Here is a 19489-nt window from a genome sequence, read left to right on the forward strand (position 1 = left end):
GAGGAAACTTCATGTCTCATGAAGCAAAATACGTTCCGCCAAAGAGGTATCCTTTCACCGAGGATAAGATTTTTGGCTGGGTGATGGAAAACCAGGAGTTTTGCCTATATCTCTTGCAGATCATCTTGCCTGACTTGAACATTCAGAAGATTGTTGAATTCCATAAACAAGATGCCATGGGCAATGATGACCGCGAAGCTAAGGATATTCGCTTGGATATCAAAGTGGTTGATGATCAAGGCAGAATTTTTGATATCGAGATGCAGACCACTCCCAGCGCTTATTTAGGACGCAGAATGCGTTACTATCAGTCGATCATTGATGGAGATGGAATCTTGAAGGTCGGCAAAGATTATTCACAGCTTCCAGATACTTATATCATTTTTCTTTGCTCGGAAGATCCATCCGATGCTTTTAGCAAGAAGGATGATCGAGCAGTACATTTCTTCAAGACCATCGATACCAAGGACGGTGACTTAAAGTTGAATGATGGTGCTACAAAGGTTATCATTAACTCAAAAGGAGACTTTGCCAGCGAAAGCGCAGAACTTAAAGAGCTGGCGAATCTCATGAATGATAAAGAAGTTAGCCTGAATGATCAGTTTATTTGGGCTCAAAATAGAGTTAATGAACTAAACAAAGATAGGAGGTCGGACATTGTGAGTTACGAGGCAAAATTGATGGATCGAGAGTTGTACGGTAGACAAGAAGGCATCAAGAAAGGCCGTGAAGAAGGTAGACAGGAAGGCATCAAGAAAGGCCGCGAAGAAGGCAGACAAGAAGGCCAAAATGAAGAGCGCCTTGTTGGTGTGAAGAAATCTATTGACATTGCTTTATCATTTACCCAAGATGATGATGCTATCTTAAATAAGGTCAAGTCTCAATATGGCGACCACTTCACTGATGATGATCTAAAAGAGCTCATTGCTAAAGCTAAAGGTAAACTTCTACAGGAAGCATAAACTATAAAAAGACGAGATTTCTCTCGTCTTTTTTCTATACAAACTAAAAATCCTTATAAAAAAGGTGTTAAAGAAATACCCTTAACACCTTTCACCCCCACTTACGTGGGGACTACGATTCGACAACTTTATAGTTATAAGAAATTATCGGATCACCCCCATTTGCATGGGGAATATTTATATCAATATGATATTATTCTTTATCAGCTGATTCAACAAAAAGCCGAGCTACTTAGTTAACTCGGCTTTTTCATACTCAATTATTTTATCAATTTAGTTCTTTTTTCTGAAAAATAGCATTCCTGCCAAAGCAGTCAATCCAAGGCCGGCTGCGATCAAAGCAGTAGCTAAATTGTTCTTTTCACCAGTTTGTGGTAATTGAGCATTAGCCTGATTTTCAGAAACAGGGCTTGCACTAAGCTTTTGAACTTCTTGCTTGCCATTTGCCTTATTAGTCAAATGTTCTACTTGCTTAGTTGTATCGCTGCTATCAGCATCTTTATTTCCGTTATCCTTTGAGCCATTATCTTTATCCTGATCCTTAGGAATTACGATATGTTCAGTATCAGTAGTCGTATCTGGATTGTCTGGGGTAACAGGTTTTACAGGAGTCTGATTCTTCTTGTATGTAACCTTGACCGTCACATTTTCACTATCAACAGTAACTGCTTGAGCATCAACTTTAGCTTGTGTTGCAGTGTAGCCAGGAATTGTTGGAGCTGTCACTTCCGCAAAGCTTGCACCATCTTTAGCAGTCCAATCAGTGTAACTGATCTTGCCAGTTTCAATATCAACGCTCTTAGTTCTGGTAAAAGTTACAGTCTGAACTGTTGGGTCATGCAAAACATTGCTTTCATTTCCATCTTCAACATAGTTGATAGTTCTAGTAACTTGCTTAGTTTCAGTTTCTGGAGCTGGATCAACGTAAACCTTACCTTGGTTAAGAATCATTTCGCCTTGCTTGCCGCCATTGATTGCAATCAAGTTGATCAAAGAATTATCTGGACGAGTTTGTGGACCAAAGAATACTCTACTGTAAGTTACAGTGTAAATTCCTGCCTTAGTCAAATCTACCTTGTCAACTAATTCTCCCTTAGCATCTTTGCTTGCTTGGTAAACGATAGTTACCGTTAAGCCAGGATTGTCTACTCCATCAGCTCCCTTATCGCCACCACGAGGATTCAAAGCAGTCAAAGACTTCTCACCTATTACACCGAAGAAGTCCCCAGGATTGCGCTGCTTGAAACTGTCATATCCCGCATCGTTATATGCCTTTAAGAGTGCATCTTTATTGGTATCTGGCTTACCTTCATTTAACGGATCCCAGTCGGTTGTTTCGTTTCCATTAACATCTTTTACTTTATCGCCAACTGTGTAATGCAAGTCAGGATTTACCAAGATCGTTGGAATAACTGAAATATACATCTTAATCCCTGTACTAGGAGTATTAGGATTAGGTTTTACATTGTCGTCATCGTGATCTACCGGTATCGCTCCATCTATCTTATCATATAGATAGTATGGCATTGCTTCAAAGCTACCATCTTTGTTGCTTTTAGCAAATTGAACACTATAACCATGTTTGGAGAGTACATCTTGAGCTTTTCTTAAGCTTATGACAAAACCACCACCAGTATAAACCATACTTAAATTATCCTTAGGAGTCACCTTAATATCAGGAGCATGATAAATTATGTAATCTAATTTATAAGTATAAGTCGGATCATCAATAAATAAATCTTTCCCAGTTATACCTGCCTCCTCAAGCCATTTATCTGCTTCGGGTTGCAAAACCCATGTTTGGCCCTTTCCATTTTCGGTAAGAACGTGCCCCATGACTCTAGCAGTCACCTTTTGATCCATATTCGAAATCTTAAACAATGGTTGCGCAAATCTAACAAAGAGACGCTTAGTTGTAAATGTATTGTAATCAGTCACACTAATATTTCCAGAATCTGCATTTTCTCCTGATGCATAGCCATTGAATTTTAGTGGGATTGTTACTTTGATAGTTTCTCCCTTTTCGTACCCCCCATCATTAAAGTACAAGTTCTTAACGTCTTCTAACTTACCGCCCTTCTCAAGGTATTCATCATAAGTTTTATATTTACCAGCATCTGAAGGTAACATATATTTTAGATCGTGCTTCTTGCCTAAAGAATCTTCAACCTTAAAACCAGTCTTTGCATCTACTCGCCTAGTATCAACAGATAATTGCTTACTATCACCAAAACTAAACCAAAGCATTGGATTCTTCTTAGTATCGTCTGTTTGATGTTGGTAAACTACGATCATTTCTAAAGAATTAGGATCTAGCTTAGTAGTATCAATCAAAAATTGATTATGATTATCCTCATTCAAATACCGGGTTGTATACTCTTTACCATCTTTACCCCTAAATCTAAGATATTCAGCAACTTGACCGGTAGTAATCTTATACCAATTAGAATTCTTATCTAAACTATCTTTATCCCTATACCCATAAAGAAGTGGATTAGTATCTGTTTCTGGATCCGTCATACTAGTACTTGGTTTATCAACAACTATATTTCCTGTCTCAGTTGGATTATCCGGTTTTTCGATATTTTCAGGTCCATTTATAAATGATACGCTTACTTGACCAGCAGGAATTAAGTTATGGTAACCCTCAACAGCATAGTAGTATGTTGCAGCACCTGGAATAAAAGTCAAACTACCATTGTTGACGTAATTAATCTTGGCCTTAATTCTGAGCTTATCACCCAAGTTTGTCTTTAAGTTCCAAAGATTAATACGATCATTAGAATTGCCACTGTAGCTTGGAATCTTAACATCGGTTACTTGATCGCCTGATTTTTTCTTGGCCATCAATATATCACCATAAGTTGCTACCTTATCGTTCATCGAAGTATAAAAACCAGGATCGATATTGTCGCCTTTCTTGTTTTCATAGATTAGGTTATAAGACACAGTATCTAGATCTAGTTTGCTGGCGTCAAGAACAATTGTAGTATTGTCACCAATCAAACCAGAATTATATTCCTTGCCATCCTTACCTGTTCCAGATATCCAAATTTGAAATTCACCTGTGCTGTTCTTAACTGGCTCGGTCGCATTGCTTCTGTTTTCAATTGGTGAATCAGCTTCTGTACTTGCCTTTGGCATAGTGAAGTCATCATCTGCTTGCGTATTTTGCGCAGCAGCTGGTGCGGCCGCTGGAGTAATAGCAAATGCTTTAGTCCTTTTAGCTTGAGTTTCTGAACTTCCCTTTTGATTTGGATCTACAGGAGTCCCGTCTGGCTTTGTTTGTTCCTTTTTTTCTGTTGAAGGAGTTGTAGTTTCTGCCAAATTAGAACTAGTAACTACAGGTTTTGAATTTTTAGTATCTTCACCAGTTGTACCAGATTCACTAACTTTTTTTGTTTTACCAGCCTGATATTCTGGAGTAGTCTTTTCAACATCCCCAATTTGAGTAGCACTACTATCTACAGTTCCAGCATGTACCTTTGGCGAGTTAACCATCAGCACTGTGCTTCCAATCATTACCGAGGCTAAGCCGACGGATAGTTTCCTCAGAGTATATTTTGGTCTTTTTTCAAACATGATTTTTCTCCTTATAAAAACACATATCTCTATTACACTTTGAATGTATCACATAACTATACACTTAACAAACAATAACACTCGAATTATCAACTTTTTGCTCAAAAAGTTGAATAATCAAAAAAATACTCAATAATTTGATAACACTATATCAAGTTATTGAGTAATTCTATCGTTTATAACTATAAGCATATAGAATAATTTAATTGCTAATTTTAATCTGCTACTTTATGCAACAATTTTTTAGTTCTTTGAACTGGAATCACCTGCAAGGCTGTGGCCAAAATGATCAATATTCCACCCAAAATTTTCATCTGATCAAAATCGCTGCCCAGCAGTCCCACTGATAAAATCGTTGCCACCAATGGTTCAAATGCTTCTAAAATGCTGGCTAAACCTGCTGAAATATAAAGAACGCTGGACAAATAGAGCGTATAAGCAAAGACAGTGCCAACAACTGCAATGTAAACAATTATCGCCCAGTTCAAAATTGTCGGCCTAATTGCGGGAGCTATGAAAAAACTCGGCGAAAATAAAATTCCACCCCAAAGGCTGGACAGACTGATAATCGTTAAAGTTCCATACTTCTTAAAAAGTTTGCCCGGCATCAAAATGCTCGCTGCCTGAGTAGTTGCAGCAAGAAAACCCCATCCTAAAGCCTTAGGCGTAATGGCCAAATGAGTAAAATTGCCACCTGTTACCATCACAACTGTTCCAATCAAGGCAACCAAAACCGAAATTAAATCGATTCTTCTAGGAATCTGCCTACTTTTAATTGCTACAAAGGCAATAATCAAAACCGGAGCTAAAAAGACTAGAATTGTCCCAGTTGGAGCATTGGAATTCTTGACTGTCATAAAATAAGTGAATTGTGAACCAGTAATGCCGATCGTTGCATACAAAATTCCAATGAGCAAGTCCCGTTTATTTTTCAAGATGGCAAAAGCCTGCGGACCATTTTTCCAGTAGATAAAACTCGTTAAAATTATTCCCGCAATCCAGGCTCTAACGCCGATTAGCCAAAAAGTATCAACCTCCGTGGTCTTGAATAGAAATTCAGCCGCCGTACCAGAAGTTCCCCACAAACTAGCACCCACAACTGCTAGCAATACACCCTTTTGCTTATTTGTCATGCTTTGTCCTCAATGTTTTTACGAATGTTCAACGACAAATTGTCTTAATTGACCCAATTGATCAATCTTGAAAGTAAAGCCATACATCCCCAGCTTTTCGGCAGCTTGCGTGTTTTCTTTCAGATCATCGACAAATACACATTCCTTTGGATCTAATTCATAACGATCAATCAGCTTTTGATAAATACGCTCATCTGGTTTAAGCAATTTTTCTTCAGCTGAAAAAACATAGCCATCAAAGTAATCCCCAAAGCCGGAATTCTTCACAAAATTTGCAAATTGCATCCCAGTATTGGACAAGCCATAAATTTTCAACCCTTGTTTGCGCCAAGCTTCAATCGTTAAAAACATTGGTTCATAAAAGTCGACATTCTCTGGCCAAGTAGCCATGATCTGCTTGGTCTTTTCTTGCAAATTTTCTGGAACTCGCTGTAAAAAGATTTTTTCTGCTTCTTGTTCAGTCAGCCGGCCAGCATCAATTTGTGGCCATTCTTTTGAACCAAAAATATTATCTTTAAGTATGTCATGTTCTTTAGGAGTCAATTCATAGTGATTGAGAATTTGATCAGGGCTCCAATTCATGATGACATTGCCAAAATCCAAAACTATATTTTTTAACATTGAAATTACGCTTTCTTTCTACTGCTTTTTTCGACTCCAAGTCATAGTCAAGTCAATTTCATCAGCCTCTTCATCAACTTGCTCAGAACTAATTATAAAGCCTTGCCTACGATAAAAATCAATCGCACGCTGATTTTTTTGATAAACTTCTAAAAGCAAAGCCTCATGCCTATCCTTAACATAATCAAGCAGCTTTTGCCCAATTCCAGTCGAGCGACTATTACGATCAACAAAAATTCCTGCAATATAATTGCCCATTAAACCAATAAAGCCCTTAATCTGACCATCTTGTTCATAAACAAAAACTTCAGCATCCAGCAATTGCTTTTCTACTTCTTGGAAATTAGCTTGCCAGTATTCTTTCTCAATGAAAGGATGGGCATCTAGGTTGCCATTAAGCCACAGCTGCATCACTTCAGCAGTGTCTGAATTTTCAAATTTTCTAATCATTAATTCTACTTATCTGTATCAAGATCAGCTAGACGCAGAATATGCTTGATCTTGTCTAGCGGATATGGTGCATCTTCTTTTGCATAGTATTCCACCGACTTTATTTGTGCTAAAGTCTCATGATTGTCGCTACCTGTAGGAACAATCACCTTGTCGCCTACATAATACTTATCTTCGTCAGCCAAATAGCAATATTCCCGGTAGCCATCCTTAAAAATCACATTGCAGAAAATCAGATCCTGCTTACGGCGCTTGACCTTGCCATAAAGCTTACTATCAAGTAAGTCAGCTTTGCTATAAAAACTGAGAAAATCAGCCAGGCTAGTCGCAAATTTTTCCCAATCATCTGGCAAGCCCTTCTTGTCAAAAGTTCCAAAGACTTCTCGTCTTTCTCTTTTAGTAGTAATGACAATGCGATAGCCATCTTGGCGGTCTGGATTAGTGCAGACATCCTCGGGATTTCCTTCAATATGGGAAAAAGCAGTCGGCGAAATTTCATCAAGAAAATCTTCTACTGCACCAGAAATATGATAAGTCGATTTAACATCGCACTCGTCAAAAATCTTGCGTGAGTGTTCGACTGTTTCAGTTTTTCGATCTAGCTTTAATTCTTCATGATAGTCCCAAACTGGTTTAACAAGATCTGGTGGAATTGGACCACTTAGATGAATTGTCTGATAGCGATCATAGAATACTTCGATTCTTTCAACCCTGTCTGGATTGCCATCAAAGAGATAAAGGTCCTCTCTAGCCATGTTCTCGCGAATGTAGTCCGACAGATCTGGGAAAACAGTGTCGATTAGCGATCCAGAAATTCTGAAAGTCTTGCCCTCACTATTAACTAGCGACAAGCCCCAAACGCCAACATCAGTTACATTAGGAGTCACCATTTTGCCTTCGAAAGTTTGCTCAATGGCATTAAAGATATGTAAAACAACATCAGAATTAAGTCGCAACTTTTCTTGGCTAATTATGCCTTGAGAATTAAAAATCGTTCGCTGACTATAGTGCACAACGTGCGCTGTACCATCTTCTGAAATCGTCAAAACTTGCTCATAATCGCTATCAAGACCAACCTTTGGTAGAGGCTCATAACCTCCTTGCGTTGAAATCAGTCTCAACTTTCGAATTTCACCTTCAAATGGTGCGACTGCTTCTTGATCAATTTGTTGCAAGCGTTCTAGATATTTTTGAACCAAATCAGCTTCAAAGTTTGAGAGCGTTGATTTTTCATTAAAATGATCGCTTCCAACCACTTTGAACAAAAGCGCCACAATTACTTGTCCATCTAACTTAGAAATATTATCGGCCTTATCTGGAAGATCAAGAATCAAATTTCTGTTTAGAAGTTCTACATAATTATCTAGCTCATATTCTGGATGGCTATTGCCAAATTGATAAATTGCTTGTGCTAGTCCAGCTATAGATGAACCTGCTTGTATATCTGTTCTTGAACTGCCATGTTTTGCAGCTTTTCTATCTTTTAGTTTAGGTAAAAATTTTGTTAATGATTCGTACATGTAACTCACCTCGATTGTTAAATTATAGATAAAACTAAATATTTTCGTTATGTTTTTTGCTTACTCTGGCTGCTGTTGTGTCACGCAGTGAATCATGCCACCGTTTTTATATAGCTTGGCAACATTGATTGGGACCACTTTCTTGTCAGGATACCATTCAGACAAACGCTTTTCTGCTAGCTTGTCATTTGCATCCCCATAAATTGGCAAAAGCAGTACCTTGTTTCCCAATTAGTCGCTAGTAAAGTGCCATCTGGTCTCAGCTCGACTGCCCCCTTCAAGGACCATCCCCGGAACTTTAACTAATGGAAAGCCTTTCTCTTGAGCAATCTGCTTTCTTAAAGCTGCATCCTTGCGATATGGCGTCTTCTTGCCCCAACCATCAAAGCTGAAGTCAACAATTTTCAACTGTTGATTTTTATCGCGTACAAACATCGGACCCATGTCTCGGCTCCAAACATCATTGGTTTTAGCTAGCAAAAAGTCTACTCGATCTAAGTAGACCCCTTCATCAGCTAGCTTAGCCTGAATCTTTTTCTTAGCTGACTGATCATAAGCCACAATATGAACCCGCTCGCCTGGTGCTAGTGCTTTAGTCATTTTTAACCAAATCGGCTCGATTTCTTTTGCATACTTTCTGCCATAAGTATGTGAATGTTGCCATACTAGCCAGGTTCCCTCGTGGCGATCAGTCTCTTGCGGAAATTGATATTGAGCATCAGCTTGCTTATGCATGCCAAAAAGTATTCCAATTCCCATCAAAATCCCTCCCAAAATCAACCACTATTTCTTCATCTTTTTCTCCTCGAGTAAAATTATGTCTATCTACAAATTTTACCTAAAAGTCCAACGACTAGCAAAAACAACATTATGTTGGTAAGTATCAGGATAAACTTGTCTAGTCATTCTTCTTTTGCTATACTGAACGTAAATTTATAAATAATCTTCCGCCGGGAAGTTAATTGGACTGGAATTGGGGCTGTTGGTTCAGTTATCGTAGGCAGCGTGTGGTTTCATGATCAATTAAGTCCTATCACTTGGCTATTCGTAGTATTGTTAATTGTATCCATCGTTGGCATCAAGCTAACTTCAACTCATTAAAACAAATTTGTACTCAGCAAGCTTGGCTGAGTACTTTTATTTTCTTTACTTATGCAAAAAGCTCCCTTTTGTAGTGCCGTAGTTTTTAAACAGGTATTCAAACAAGTCGAAGCCTACGCGGCTCAAGCGATCCTGATGGGCAACAATGACGCGCTTTACCTTGCCTGCTAGGATTAGATCGAGCATTTTAAAGAACTCCCTGCGCTTTGAACTTCATACTTGTTTTTCAAAAAAATCTTAGCATATCCTTCTACCATTTGACTACGACAAGAGTTGCCTGTACATAAAAAATATATTTTTTCATATTGTATTCCTTCTTGTTCCTTATTTGTGAAACCAATTTTCCATAATGAGTTAAACTAATACCAAAAATAAAGACTGCAGTAAATTCTGCAGTCTTTATTAATTACATGTCAGCTGTATGCTCAAGACGGTCAATTCGCTTATCCAAAGTTGGGTGATCAGACAAAAGATTAGTCCACCAATGTTTAACTTTATAAGTATTGAAAGCTAAAGCTTTAACCATTAAATCGTCTTGATTTTCAATGTATTGAGAATCTATTTGTTGCAATTTCCGCAAAGCAGACATGATACAATCTGGATTACGAGTCAAATCAACTGAACCAACATCTGCAAGATATTCACGTTGTCTGGAAGTTGCCAAGTTCAAAAGCTTAGCAATTGGCAAAGCAATGAGCAACAAGCCACCACCTACTATTAGGCATAGCCCGCCAAGACCATATTTGATCGCCTTTCCAAGCAAACTTTCAGCGGAAGTGGTGAGCAAAGTCCAGCCAAGGCCTAAAAGCCAAATGGCAGCTAGAAAGATAAAACTGTATAAACCAGAGGAAATCGTTGTTACCCGCACATCATAATTACGAATATGTGACATCTCATGTCCAATTACCCCTAGCAATTCATCCTGGTTCATGACATCTAGCAGACCTTGAGTTACTGCTAAACTTGCATGTTCTGGATCACGGCCTGTCGCAAAAGCATTAGGTATTGGATCTGGTGTAATATAAACCTTCGGCATTGGCAATCCAGCAGCTAAGCTCATCTCTTCTACTAATTCATAGAGCTTTGGATTATCTGCTCGCTTGATTTCTTTTGCATTAGTTACAGTCATGAGATGACGAGTTGCATTGAAATAAACGCGCCAAAGATAGATTAAGCCAGTCCCCAGAAAAATTAATCCTACGATCGGGGTCAAGCATGCGGAAAGCAAAACCGCGATTGTTAGTAATAACAGAACAAACATAATCATCACAATCCAAGTATTACGCTTATTCTGCTTAATTTGCTTGAATAACATTATTTTTTCTCCCAAAATTCTTATTTCATGTTTATTTTATGATGGGCTGTGAATTAGTGTCAATATTGTTCCCGGTGTTTGTAACTTATTTATCCTTCCTATTTTTTCTATTTTTGTCTATCCGACTAGCAGTTAAAGGATACTTTGAATCAACCCACTTCAGGGTAATTAACTTTTGTAATGGCCGCATTAACATCCGGCCACCAAGCCAAAAAACTCCCTCTAGCATTTAATCTGCTAGAGGGAGTTTTGCTCTCTATTAAAATTAATTTTTTTACTACAAGTCCAGCAGGCCGTCTTCGTCGAGGATTTTCACCTGCTTACCTGTCCTTTTCAGATAGCCCATTTTTTCAAGGAGTTTGAATTTGCGGGAGAGGGTTTCGGGAGTAGTTCCCAAGTAAAGGGCGATATCTTTCATCTTCATGGACAGCTGAACCTGGTCGCTGCCAGCCACCTTAGCCAAGTCCAAAAGGTAGCTGGCTAGTCTTTCTTCAACCCGCTCCATGGCCAGGAACTGGGTCTGTCTTTCCGTTTCCAGCAGCTTCTGGGTGCTGAGTTCCAGCAGTTTGAGGGAGAGCTGGGGATTTTCCATGAGAACCTGGTTGAAGTCTGCCTTGCTCAAGCTACAGATTTCCGTGTTCTCCATGGCCTGGCCGAAAAAGCTTTCATTTTCCAAGCCAAAAAGCTGCTTTTCCCCTTCATAGTCACCCGGCTGGGCAACCCGGAGCAGCTGCTCGCGGCCGCTGGCAGACAGCTGGTAAACCTTCATGTTTCCCCGGGCCACGATCTGTAGCTTTTCATCCCCTGGCCGAAAAATCGTCTCACCTTTTTGATAGCTCTGGTGGCTGGCCAGGGAATTGATCTTAAGCTGGTCTTTTTCTGGCAGGTCCGCAAATAAGGGAACCAGACTGACACATATATGCTGCATTTTGCTCTCCTCTGCTGGTAAAAATTAGCCCTGAACCAAGTGGTCGAATTCTTCCAGGGTCTGGTAGGTCTTAGTCATCGCCCCGCAGGCATCAGCCGGGATGGCGTAGTTCGCGGTCAAATCCCGCAGCTTGCTGAAGTCGGCAGTCAAGTCTTCCTGGCCGGATTTCACCTTCTTTTGAATGTCTTCGTAAACCTTGCGGACTTCAAAGACTTCCGGGTGGTGGGCGCCGTGGGCCTTGGTAATTGCCTGCGTATACAAGTCTAACATTTCATCGTTCTTGGCAAAAAATTCCTTGATCATCATTGTTCTCCTTTTTTCTTTATCAGTCTTTTTTCTTGTTTTTGCTTTTGCTTTTTTCTCTTATTTAGCGCTAGCCTTCAAGACGTCATAGCCGATATTTTTGACGGCTTGTGTGATCGTGTCCAAATTGGTTTTATCTGGATCAAAATTAGCCTTGGCCTTGCTTGCGTTGAAGAGGACCTTGACGCTGGTCTTTTCAACCCCGTCGACATTGGCGATGGCCCCCGCGATCTTCTGCATGCAGGTCGGGCAGGCTAAAGTTTCGAGTTGTAAAATTGCTTTTTGCATGATTTCTTGTCCTTTCTTTTTCCTATTGGATACTTTTGATACCCTTAGTATACGGGCCCTCTGCTTGCGAAAAATTGTTTTCTATCAACTTTCGTGATTTTTGCAATTTTGACCGGTAAGCCAGAAGGCGCATGGCGTTTAAGATCACGACTAGGATGCTGCCTTCGTGGACGAACATCCCGATGGCCATGTTCATCCATGAGCTGGCTAACACGCTGACCAGCAGGACGGCTACGACAGCCAGGGCGATGGTGATGTTCTCAATCATGTTCCGCCGGGTGGCCTTAGCCAGGGCCAGAGCACGCGGAATCCGGTCAAAGCTACCGTTCATCAGGACCACGTTTGATGTTTCAATCGCCACGTCAGTCCCGCTGCCCATGGCAATCCCGATATCTGCCCGGGCCAGTGACGGACTGTCGTTGATCCCGTCGCCGACAAAGGCCACGATTTCACCGGCTGCCTGCCGCCTTTTGACAAATTCCGCCTTGTCTTCTGGCAAAAGCTGGCCATATGCCTCAGTGAGGCCTAGTTCTTCCGCTACCAGGTCAACCGTCTTCTGGTTGTCGCCGGACAAAAGGAGCAGGTTCTTGACACCCAGCTTCTTTAAAGCAGCCAGGTCTTCCTTGACCCCGGCCCGGATCTCGTCCTTTAAGCCTAAAGCAAGTTCCAACTGCCCGTTTACAGCCACTAGAACCAGGGAATTGCCTACACTTGCCAGCTCTTCCAGGTTCTTTTCCATTTCCTTTGTGACTGGGACATGGTACTGGTCAAGCAGGTAGCGGTTGCCAACCAGGACCTGCCGGCCAGCTACTTGAGCAACGATCCCGCCGCCCTGGAGGACCTGGGAAGATTCAACTTCTTTAGCTTCCAGGTCTTTATAGTAGCCAGTGATGGCTTTGGCTAAAGGGTGGGCAGATTCTTTTTCCACGCTGACCAAAAGCTGTTCAGCCAGCTGGCCCTGGCCGTACTTTTTCACCTGGCTGACCCGGGGGTCACCGTAAGTCAAGGTCCCGGTCTTGTCGAACATGATCGTGTCGACCTTGCTAAACTTGGTGATGACTTCACTGCCTTTAAAAAGGATCCCCTGCTTGGCCCCATTCCCGATCCCGGCCACGTTTGAGACCGGAACCCCGATAACCAAGGCGCCTGGGCAGCCGAGAACCAGGATAGTTACGGCCAGTTCCAGGTCTTGGCTGATAAGGCCAACAATGATGGCTAGGAGCAGGACGACTGGGGTGTAGTACTTGGAGAAGCGGTCAATTAGACGCTCAGCCTGGGACTTGGAGTCCTGGGCTTCTTCGACCAGTTCGATGATCTTGCCAAAAGTCGTTTCATCCCCGACTTTTTCCGCCTTGATCCGGATGGTCCCGTTTTCCAAAATAGTACCAGCATAGACCGGGTCACCGGGCTTTTTGCCTAAAGGCATAGACTCACCGGTAATGCTTGCTTCGTTGGCCGTCCCGGAACCGTAGACGACTTCCCCGTCGACCGGGATCTTGCCACCGGTCTTGACCAAAAGGATGTCCCCTTCGTCCAGGTCGTCTAAGTCGACTTCTTCAAAGTCGCCATCTTCGGTTTGCCGAAGGGCGGTTTCTGGCACCATCTCCACCAGTTCCTTGATGGCTGACCGGGTCTTGGCCAGGGTCTTTTGTTCAAGGTAAGCCCCGAACAAGAAGAGGAAGGCCACGATGGCGGATTCTTCAAATTCCTGGATGACGAAGGCACCTAAGATGGCCAGGGTCACCAGCAAGTCGATACTGATGACTTTGACCTTTAAGGCCTGCCAAGCGGATGCCGAGATCGGGAAGCCGCCGATGAGGGAGGCGGCCAGGAGCAGGCCGGACGCCCCTGTTTCACTTTTAAATAACCACTTAGCGGCAAAGGCCAGTACGATTAAGATGCCCGAAATTGCCGTCAGCCGGTTACGATTTTTCATTAACCATTTTTGCATTGATCTTTCGACCTCCTTACTTTGATGCTTTTAATATACCGGGAAAGCGGAATTTCCCAATTGATTTCTATCAAGATCAGGATTTTTGCAAAATTTTTTACGAAAAAAGCCATCCAGGGGAGCTGATCCTCTGAATGGCTTTTATAGTTGCTTAGTCAATCCGCTTGATCTTGCCAGCAGCGATTGGCAAGGTGACGTGTTGGTCATAATGGTCGTTGATCTTGCCGCCAACGCTTTCTGGCAATTCCAAATCAGCTGGCACGCCGTGAATGTAGACCACCCGCTTGTCCAGGGCTAGGTCCTGGTCGTTGAAGACTTCCTTGAACTTGGTTTCCAGCTTGGCTAAGTCGACGTCTTTTTCATAGCTGTAGTAGCCGTTTGCGTCGGCAACTGGGTAGTTGTCGTGGGGGATGCACATTTCGTGCGGAGCCGCATCCAAGGGCACCATAGTCGTGCCGGAGACCGGTTCGGTTTCCAAGAGGTCGATAAAGCCATCCTGGTTAGTATCCTGGGCAAGGGTTGGCACTTGGGCATCCTTGCCGTCCGGGAAGCCATGGAAGTGTTCCCAGTGCTGGATGTTAGCCGGGGTGTCGAACATCTCCAGCTTGATGTGGAGCTTGTCAGCAACAGTCGTGAATTCTACGTAGCCGTGAGCCTGGCTGCCAATTTTTTCTGCGTTAAGAGCCGTAATGTCGGCGCGGTATTTAGTCATATTTTTTCCTCAACAAATCATGGTTATCGCTTTAACGTTAAAGAGAGTTTTAACTACTTAAAAATAGCTGTCTCACGTTATGACTATATTAAGCATACCACATAATAAGCTTGCTTGCTATTTATAAAATAACGATTTAATGGAATAAGTTTTATATAAAAAATGTCATCAACTTTCTTTCAGCTTGAGCCAGTCATCCCCCAAGATAGCCATTATGATATCATCCGCATATTGGCCCCTATCCAAAACTGCATCCCGCAAAACGCCCTCCCTCTTGAAGCCTGCTCGTAGGTAGGCTTTTTCGGCGCGGGGATTAAAAGAAAAGACGTCCAGTTCAAGCCGGTGCAACTAGTCAAAGGCGAAATCCCTGCTCACTTCCACTGCCCAGCTGCCAATGCCCTTCCCTCTTTCCGTCGGATGAAAGATGCAGATCTGGAAGTTAGCACGGCGCAGGTCCCAGTCGATTTCATTAATCACGCTCTCGCCAATGATTTTTCCAGCCAGATCTAAGATCAAAAAGAAGTATCTGTCTGTTTCTTCGATCGCTTTTAGGAAAAAAGAAGTGACTTCTCCCTTGATAAAATGCTCTTTGCAGCCAGTCAGTCTGGCCACTTCTTTGTCCAAAGGGCAGTAGTTCTGGAAATAATAATCTTCCACATCACTGGCTTGTGCCAGGCAGATTGTAAAGCCGTCTTTTTGCCAAGTTGTCTTCATGTACTGTTGTTTCTTTCGTCCAACTAGCTCTTTTTTCGTCCGATTTTGGACGAAAGAGCAAATGATTGGACTAAAAAAGTCACTTCACGATTAAACATGAAGGGACTCTTCTTTATCTTGGTCGATAACTTAGTCGCTTGACCGACCAAGTTATTTTCGCCAGTATTTTTGATTCCTGCTTTTTGGTTTCTCTAGAATGGCCATTTCTATAAAATCAGAACTACGATCCAAATCACAGTTCCTATTATCAACCAAAAGAAAAGAAGGAAACGGTTTTGAACTAAGGCACTCAATTTTTTTATAAACGCGTTTTCGACAGTAAGCTTTAAATTCTGGCGACGAAGTTCTTCGTTTTCTTTTTTCAGCTTCTCTAGTTCTTTGTTTCTTGAACTTTTCATGAGTAGGTCGTCCTTTCGGTTTGATAATGACATTATGCCCATTTTCTTTGTAAGATCGAATCCAATTGATTAACATACTTTTACTTGGTAATCCTAAGTCTAGTGATACAGCATAAGCAGCTTCACCATTTAAAAGGACACGTTTAATGGCCTCTTCCTTGAATTCTTTAGTATAGGAAGTATAGCCTTTATCTAGAATAGAAATATCATGCTTATTAATTAAGGCGATCAAATAACTAATTCCAGCTATATTAATATCATATTTTTTACTTAAGTAAGTAGTACCTTTACCTTTTAATTTCCACTCTTCAAAAATGTGAAGTTTATCTTCTTTAGATAATTTAGCCATAGTAAACCCCCGAAATTCATGTCCGAATTTCGGGGGTCACTACATATTGCGCTTGACTTTACGTAGAAAAAAGACCAGAAACCATGCAAAAAGTATAGACTCTGGCTTTCAAATTTCAGTTCTATAAAAATTAATGTGCCAATTAAGATCCGCTGGTACACCGTGAACATAAACTACTCGTTTGTCTAATTGAAGATCGTCACTACCAAATGCTTACTTAAATTTTGCTTGTAAATCCTTTAATGGGACATCCTTATCATATTCAGTAACCATCACGGGGAATGTTCATTTCTTGTGGTGCATCATCAAAAGGAACCCCAGATACTGCCTCTGTTTCAGGTAAATCAATAAAGCCATCATGATTCACCTCCTTTTCTGATTTTTGTAGGCATACCAGAAAAACGAGGCGATGAACACCCTTTTTGACTAATAAATTGTTCCTTTGATTGCCGTCTTGACACGCTTAATAGGTAACGGAGCGATACCTTGTAATAATTGCTTGATTTGGTATGAAGTTAAGCTAACGGCATCATTACGATGCCCTGGCCAACGCAAATTACCATTTTCAAACCGCTTATAGAGTAAGATCAATCCTTCCCCATCCCAATATAAGCCCTTAAAGCGATCAGTTCGACTACCGCAAAAGAGAAAAAGTGAATTATTGTCTAATTGAAGACCATAATTTTATTCAACTATTAGAGCTAAGCCGTCAATTCCTTTCCGTAAGTCAGTCTTCCCGCAAATGATATAGACATGCCGCGGCGCGGTCCAGTTAATCAACATGGTTTATCATCACAGTTAGTAATTTAGCAGCTAAGTCAGGATCAGCACCTTGATAGAGGTTTACTCGTAGCTTATTTAAGGTGACTGAAGCAGCTAACATTTTTGCCGGATGACGCTTGTTGGAAATCGGCGCAACTGCCTTGGTCGTTGGCGTTCCCACCTCTACAATATCATGAATCATAAATAAAGACCTCCTATAGTTAAGTTTCCCTAAGTATAGAAGGTCTGGATTGAGGTTTAAATCCGGTCGGTTATGCCGTGCTTACCGCCCTTTTCTCATTTACCAACAAAAAAGAATCAGACTAATGCCTAAGGCTGATTAGTCTAATTCTTCAAGTTTTCTTCATTTATGGAAGAATCTTCAATTTTTAGTGCTTAGTCACGCTTGCGGCGCTTACCGCCCAGGCCGAACAGTCCCATCAGGGAAACCAGACCCAGAGAAGCCAGACCCAGACCTGCCAAGGCACTAGCATCATGGCTATTACCAGTTTGTGGCAAGCGGCTATTAGTAGTGGATTCTGCCTGTTGAGCAGTTGCCGTCTGTTGGCTAGTTACAACAGTAACTGCTGGCTGGGCATTGCTGTCCGCCTTCTGGTTCGTTGCTTGCTGGGCGTCAGTCGTATCTGAAGCCGTCAGTGCTAGGTGCTCTGGTTGAGCAGGCGTGGCAACTGCCGCATAAGTGATGTCGACCGTCTGATCAGTCGTTTCACCATCAACCGTTACCGCTGGTACTTCCGCCAGACTTGGTGTGTAGCCCGCAATTGCTGCCGGCTTGAAGACATCCCATTGCGCGGTTGTCCATGGCTGCCAAGCAATTTGACCGGTAACCAGGTCCAGGTCACCGTGACGGCTGATCGTGACGACTTGCTTGATGGTCTTCGTCTGACCATCAGGCGTAGTTACCGTGATCGTCCGGGTAACTTTCTTGGTTTGAACCGGATCCTTCTCAGCGTGGCGAACAACCACGATGATGATCTGGCCGTTCTCTTCCTTGATCTGAACCTCGGCTGGAACCGTATCTGGATCTACCGGTACCCAGTTTTCTGGGAATTGCGGCGTTACCTTGATCGTCTCGCCAACATAGCCGGTGATCACTTGCTGGCCGATCTCGTTGCCATCGCGGTCGACGTACTTGATCAGAACCGTCCCATCATTGGCCGTGTACGTTACGTCAATGTTAACGCCCTTTTGACCATCCTTAACCGTTACCGCTGGAATACCTGTTTGACCGTCGGATTGGTGAGCGGTGTAGCCATCATGAGATGGAACATTTACTGCAGTCCAGTCGGCACTATCAGTCGACCATCCGCTGTAGGTTACCTCACCAGTGACATCATCAACCGTAGCATCACGGTAAATGTGCGCTACTTGAGTAGTCGTCTTAGTGGCTTGGCCTGGTTCTGTAATGTTGATCGTCCGCGTAATCGTCTGGTTCAGATCTTCATCATGAGCGCCCTTGATCTCCTTGCCAGAAGGTGTCTTGTCTCCTGGTATTACCGGATTGTCATGCTGAATACGCTTAGTGCCGTGTTCAACGGTAATCGTAATATCAGCTGTTGGCGTACCAGTAAATTTAATCGTCTCTGGTGCATAAGTCTGACCTTGAGAAAGTACCCAACCAGCTGGAACCTTAGCGTTAGTGGTAACGGTCTGATCCGTCTTGCCAGATACAGTAAAGCTACCACCATCAACGGGATGACCAGCCTTGTCAACATAGGTAATGTGCATGGTTTGATCATTAGCCGTGTAGTCAATGTCGACCGTTTGGTCTGTCCAGTCAGTGATTTGTGCTTGGCTTGGAGTTAAGGCCTGCAAATCATCAGCTGAACCGGACTTGATTTCAGAAGAGTAACCCGCAACCGTCGGAATGTTAAAGGCCTCAAAACCAGCTTGGGAACCGTCAACTACGGTCCAGTTGCCGTAAGTTACTTCACCGGTAACGTCATCAATCGTCGCTGTCCGCTCGTAGTGCAATGTTACCTTGGTGGTCTTCAAACCAGTGTGTGGATCAGTAACGTTGATTGTCCGCGTCATGTTCCGGTGCAAGGTTTCATAACTTACATCAGTCTTTGGTGTTCCATCACCTGGCTGCTTATTCGGGTTACCAGGAATCTTGTCACCCGGCTTTGGTTCATCACCTGGCGTTACGGTCCGCTTGTGGTGGTTGACTTGCACTGTAACAGTTGGAATCCCATCTGCCGTTGCCTTTTCAGTTGCTGGAATATTTTGACCGGCCACAATGTCATACCCGGCTGGCGCCTTTGGTGTGATCGTGACATCTTGATCAGTATCCCCAGTCAAATCAGTGTGACCAACTTCAGAATTCTGATTGTCAACGTCGACATAAACGATCTTACCGGTTTGTGAGTTCGCCGTGTA

Annotated in this window: 18 protein-coding genes and 5 pseudogenes; 2 read left to right on the forward strand and 21 right to left on the reverse strand. The window is 42.3% G+C overall.

Going from position 1 to position 19489, the window contains the following annotated elements; genetic code table 11:
* Window positions 1-962 (forward strand): Rpn family recombination-promoting nuclease/putative transposase (locus tag BN53_RS01485; RefSeq protein WP_420181665.1); only part of this gene is annotated, 962 nt, incomplete at its 5' end.
* Between the two features lie 273 nt (window positions 963-1235).
* On the opposite strand, the gene BN53_RS01490 is transcribed toward BN53_RS01485, so the two are convergent.
* The 7 genes from BN53_RS01490 to BN53_RS01520 form a co-directional block, all read right to left on the reverse strand.
* On the reverse strand, window positions 1236-4544 hold the full coding sequence (locus BN53_RS01490) for a mucin-binding protein (protein WP_009559116.1): 3309 nt from the start codon (window positions 4542-4544) through the stop codon (window positions 1236-1238).
* Between the two features lie 215 nt (window positions 4545-4759).
* A complete protein-coding gene (locus BN53_RS01495) occupies window positions 4760-5677 on the reverse strand; it encodes a DMT family transporter (RefSeq protein ID WP_009559117.1) in 918 nt (305 codons plus the stop codon).
* An 18-nt stretch (window positions 5678-5695) separates the two neighbouring features.
* Window positions 5696-6298 (reverse strand): HAD family hydrolase, encoded by a 603-nt coding sequence (locus BN53_RS01500; RefSeq protein WP_009559118.1) that lies wholly within the window; start codon window positions 6296-6298, stop codon window positions 5696-5698.
* Between the two features lie 18 nt (window positions 6299-6316).
* Window positions 6317-6748: an N-acetyltransferase gene (locus tag BN53_RS01505; RefSeq protein WP_009559119.1), complete on the reverse strand. Its 432-nt coding sequence runs from the start codon at window positions 6746-6748 to the stop codon at window positions 6317-6319.
* A 5-nt stretch (window positions 6749-6753) separates the two neighbouring features.
* On the reverse strand, window positions 6754-8268 hold the full coding sequence (locus tag BN53_RS01510) for a hypothetical protein (RefSeq protein WP_009559120.1): 1515 nt from the start codon (window positions 8266-8268) through the stop codon (window positions 6754-6756).
* Between the two features lie 60 nt (window positions 8269-8328).
* Window positions 8329-8499: an agmatine deiminase family protein gene (locus BN53_RS09750; RefSeq protein WP_133286389.1), complete on the reverse strand. Its 171-nt coding sequence runs from the start codon at window positions 8497-8499 to the stop codon at window positions 8329-8331.
* Window positions 8500-9027: an agmatine deiminase family protein gene (locus BN53_RS01520; protein ID WP_009559122.1), complete on the reverse strand. Its 528-nt coding sequence runs from the start codon at window positions 9025-9027 to the stop codon at window positions 8500-8502. It lies immediately after the preceding gene.
* 204 nt (window positions 9028-9231) lie between these two features.
* Here BN53_RS01520 and BN53_RS09540 point away from each other — a divergent pair.
* Window positions 9232-9369 (forward strand): annotated as a pseudogene (locus tag BN53_RS09540) (DMT family transporter); the annotation flags it as partial.
* Between the two features lie 72 nt (window positions 9370-9441).
* On the opposite strand, the pseudogene BN53_RS09330 reads toward BN53_RS09540, so the two are convergent.
* From BN53_RS09330 to BN53_RS01580, 14 genes and pseudogenes are all read right to left on the reverse strand, one after another.
* Window positions 9442-9576, reverse strand: a pseudogene (locus BN53_RS09330) (recombinase family protein); the annotation flags it as partial.
* Window positions 9567-9680, reverse strand: a pseudogene (locus tag BN53_RS09335) (arsenate reductase/protein-tyrosine-phosphatase family protein); the annotation flags it as partial. The pseudogenes BN53_RS09330 and BN53_RS09335, both read right to left, overlap by 10 nt.
* A gap of 95 nt (window positions 9681-9775) precedes the next feature.
* Window positions 9776-10684: a M48 family metallopeptidase gene (locus BN53_RS01525; RefSeq protein WP_009559124.1), complete on the reverse strand. Its 909-nt coding sequence runs from the start codon at window positions 10682-10684 to the stop codon at window positions 9776-9778.
* Between the two features lie 277 nt (window positions 10685-10961).
* Complete coding sequence (locus tag BN53_RS01530; RefSeq protein WP_009559126.1) at window positions 10962-11612, reverse strand: Crp/Fnr family transcriptional regulator; 651 nt, start codon at window positions 11610-11612, stop codon at window positions 10962-10964.
* Window positions 11613-11636: 24 nt separating this feature from the next.
* On the reverse strand, window positions 11637-11918 hold the full coding sequence (locus BN53_RS01535) for a hypothetical protein (RefSeq protein WP_009559128.1): 282 nt from the start codon (window positions 11916-11918) through the stop codon (window positions 11637-11639).
* A gap of 57 nt (window positions 11919-11975) precedes the next feature.
* Entirely contained in the window at window positions 11976-12203 is a 228-nt protein-coding gene (locus tag BN53_RS01540; protein ID WP_009559129.1) for a heavy-metal-associated domain-containing protein, read from the reverse strand.
* 22 nt (window positions 12204-12225) lie between these two features.
* Window positions 12226-14154 (reverse strand): heavy metal translocating P-type ATPase, encoded by a 1929-nt coding sequence (locus BN53_RS01545; RefSeq protein WP_009559130.1) that lies wholly within the window; start codon window positions 14152-14154, stop codon window positions 12226-12228.
* Window positions 14155-14305: 151 nt separating this feature from the next.
* Window positions 14306-14866 (reverse strand): hypothetical protein, encoded by a 561-nt coding sequence (locus tag BN53_RS01550; RefSeq protein WP_009559131.1) that lies wholly within the window; start codon window positions 14864-14866, stop codon window positions 14306-14308.
* A gap of 348 nt (window positions 14867-15214) precedes the next feature.
* A complete protein-coding gene (locus BN53_RS01560) occupies window positions 15215-15580 on the reverse strand; it encodes a GNAT family N-acetyltransferase (protein ID WP_009559133.1) in 366 nt (121 codons plus the stop codon).
* Window positions 15581-15730: 150 nt separating this feature from the next.
* Window positions 15731-16327: a transposase gene (locus BN53_RS01565; RefSeq protein ID WP_009559134.1), complete on the reverse strand. Its 597-nt coding sequence runs from the start codon at window positions 16325-16327 to the stop codon at window positions 15731-15733.
* Between the two features lie 144 nt (window positions 16328-16471).
* A pseudogene (locus BN53_RS09545) lies at window positions 16472-16700 on the reverse strand (hypothetical protein); the annotation flags it as partial.
* A gap of 53 nt (window positions 16701-16753) precedes the next feature.
* Window positions 16754-16984 (reverse strand): annotated as a pseudogene (tnpB, locus tag BN53_RS10055) (IS66 family insertion sequence element accessory protein TnpB); the annotation flags it as partial.
* 115 nt (window positions 16985-17099) lie between these two features.
* Window positions 17100-17291, reverse strand: a complete 192-nt coding sequence (locus BN53_RS01575; protein ID WP_009559137.1) for a hypothetical protein — start codon at window positions 17289-17291, stop codon at window positions 17100-17102.
* 194 nt (window positions 17292-17485) lie between these two features.
* Window positions 17486-19489 (reverse strand): mucin-binding protein (locus tag BN53_RS01580; protein WP_133286388.1); only part of this gene is annotated, 2004 nt, incomplete at its 5' end.

Source organism: Lactobacillus pasteurii DSM 23907 = CRBIP 24.76 (assembly GCF_000297025.1).
Lineage (GTDB): Bacteria > Bacillota > Bacilli > Lactobacillales > Lactobacillaceae > Lactobacillus > Lactobacillus pasteurii.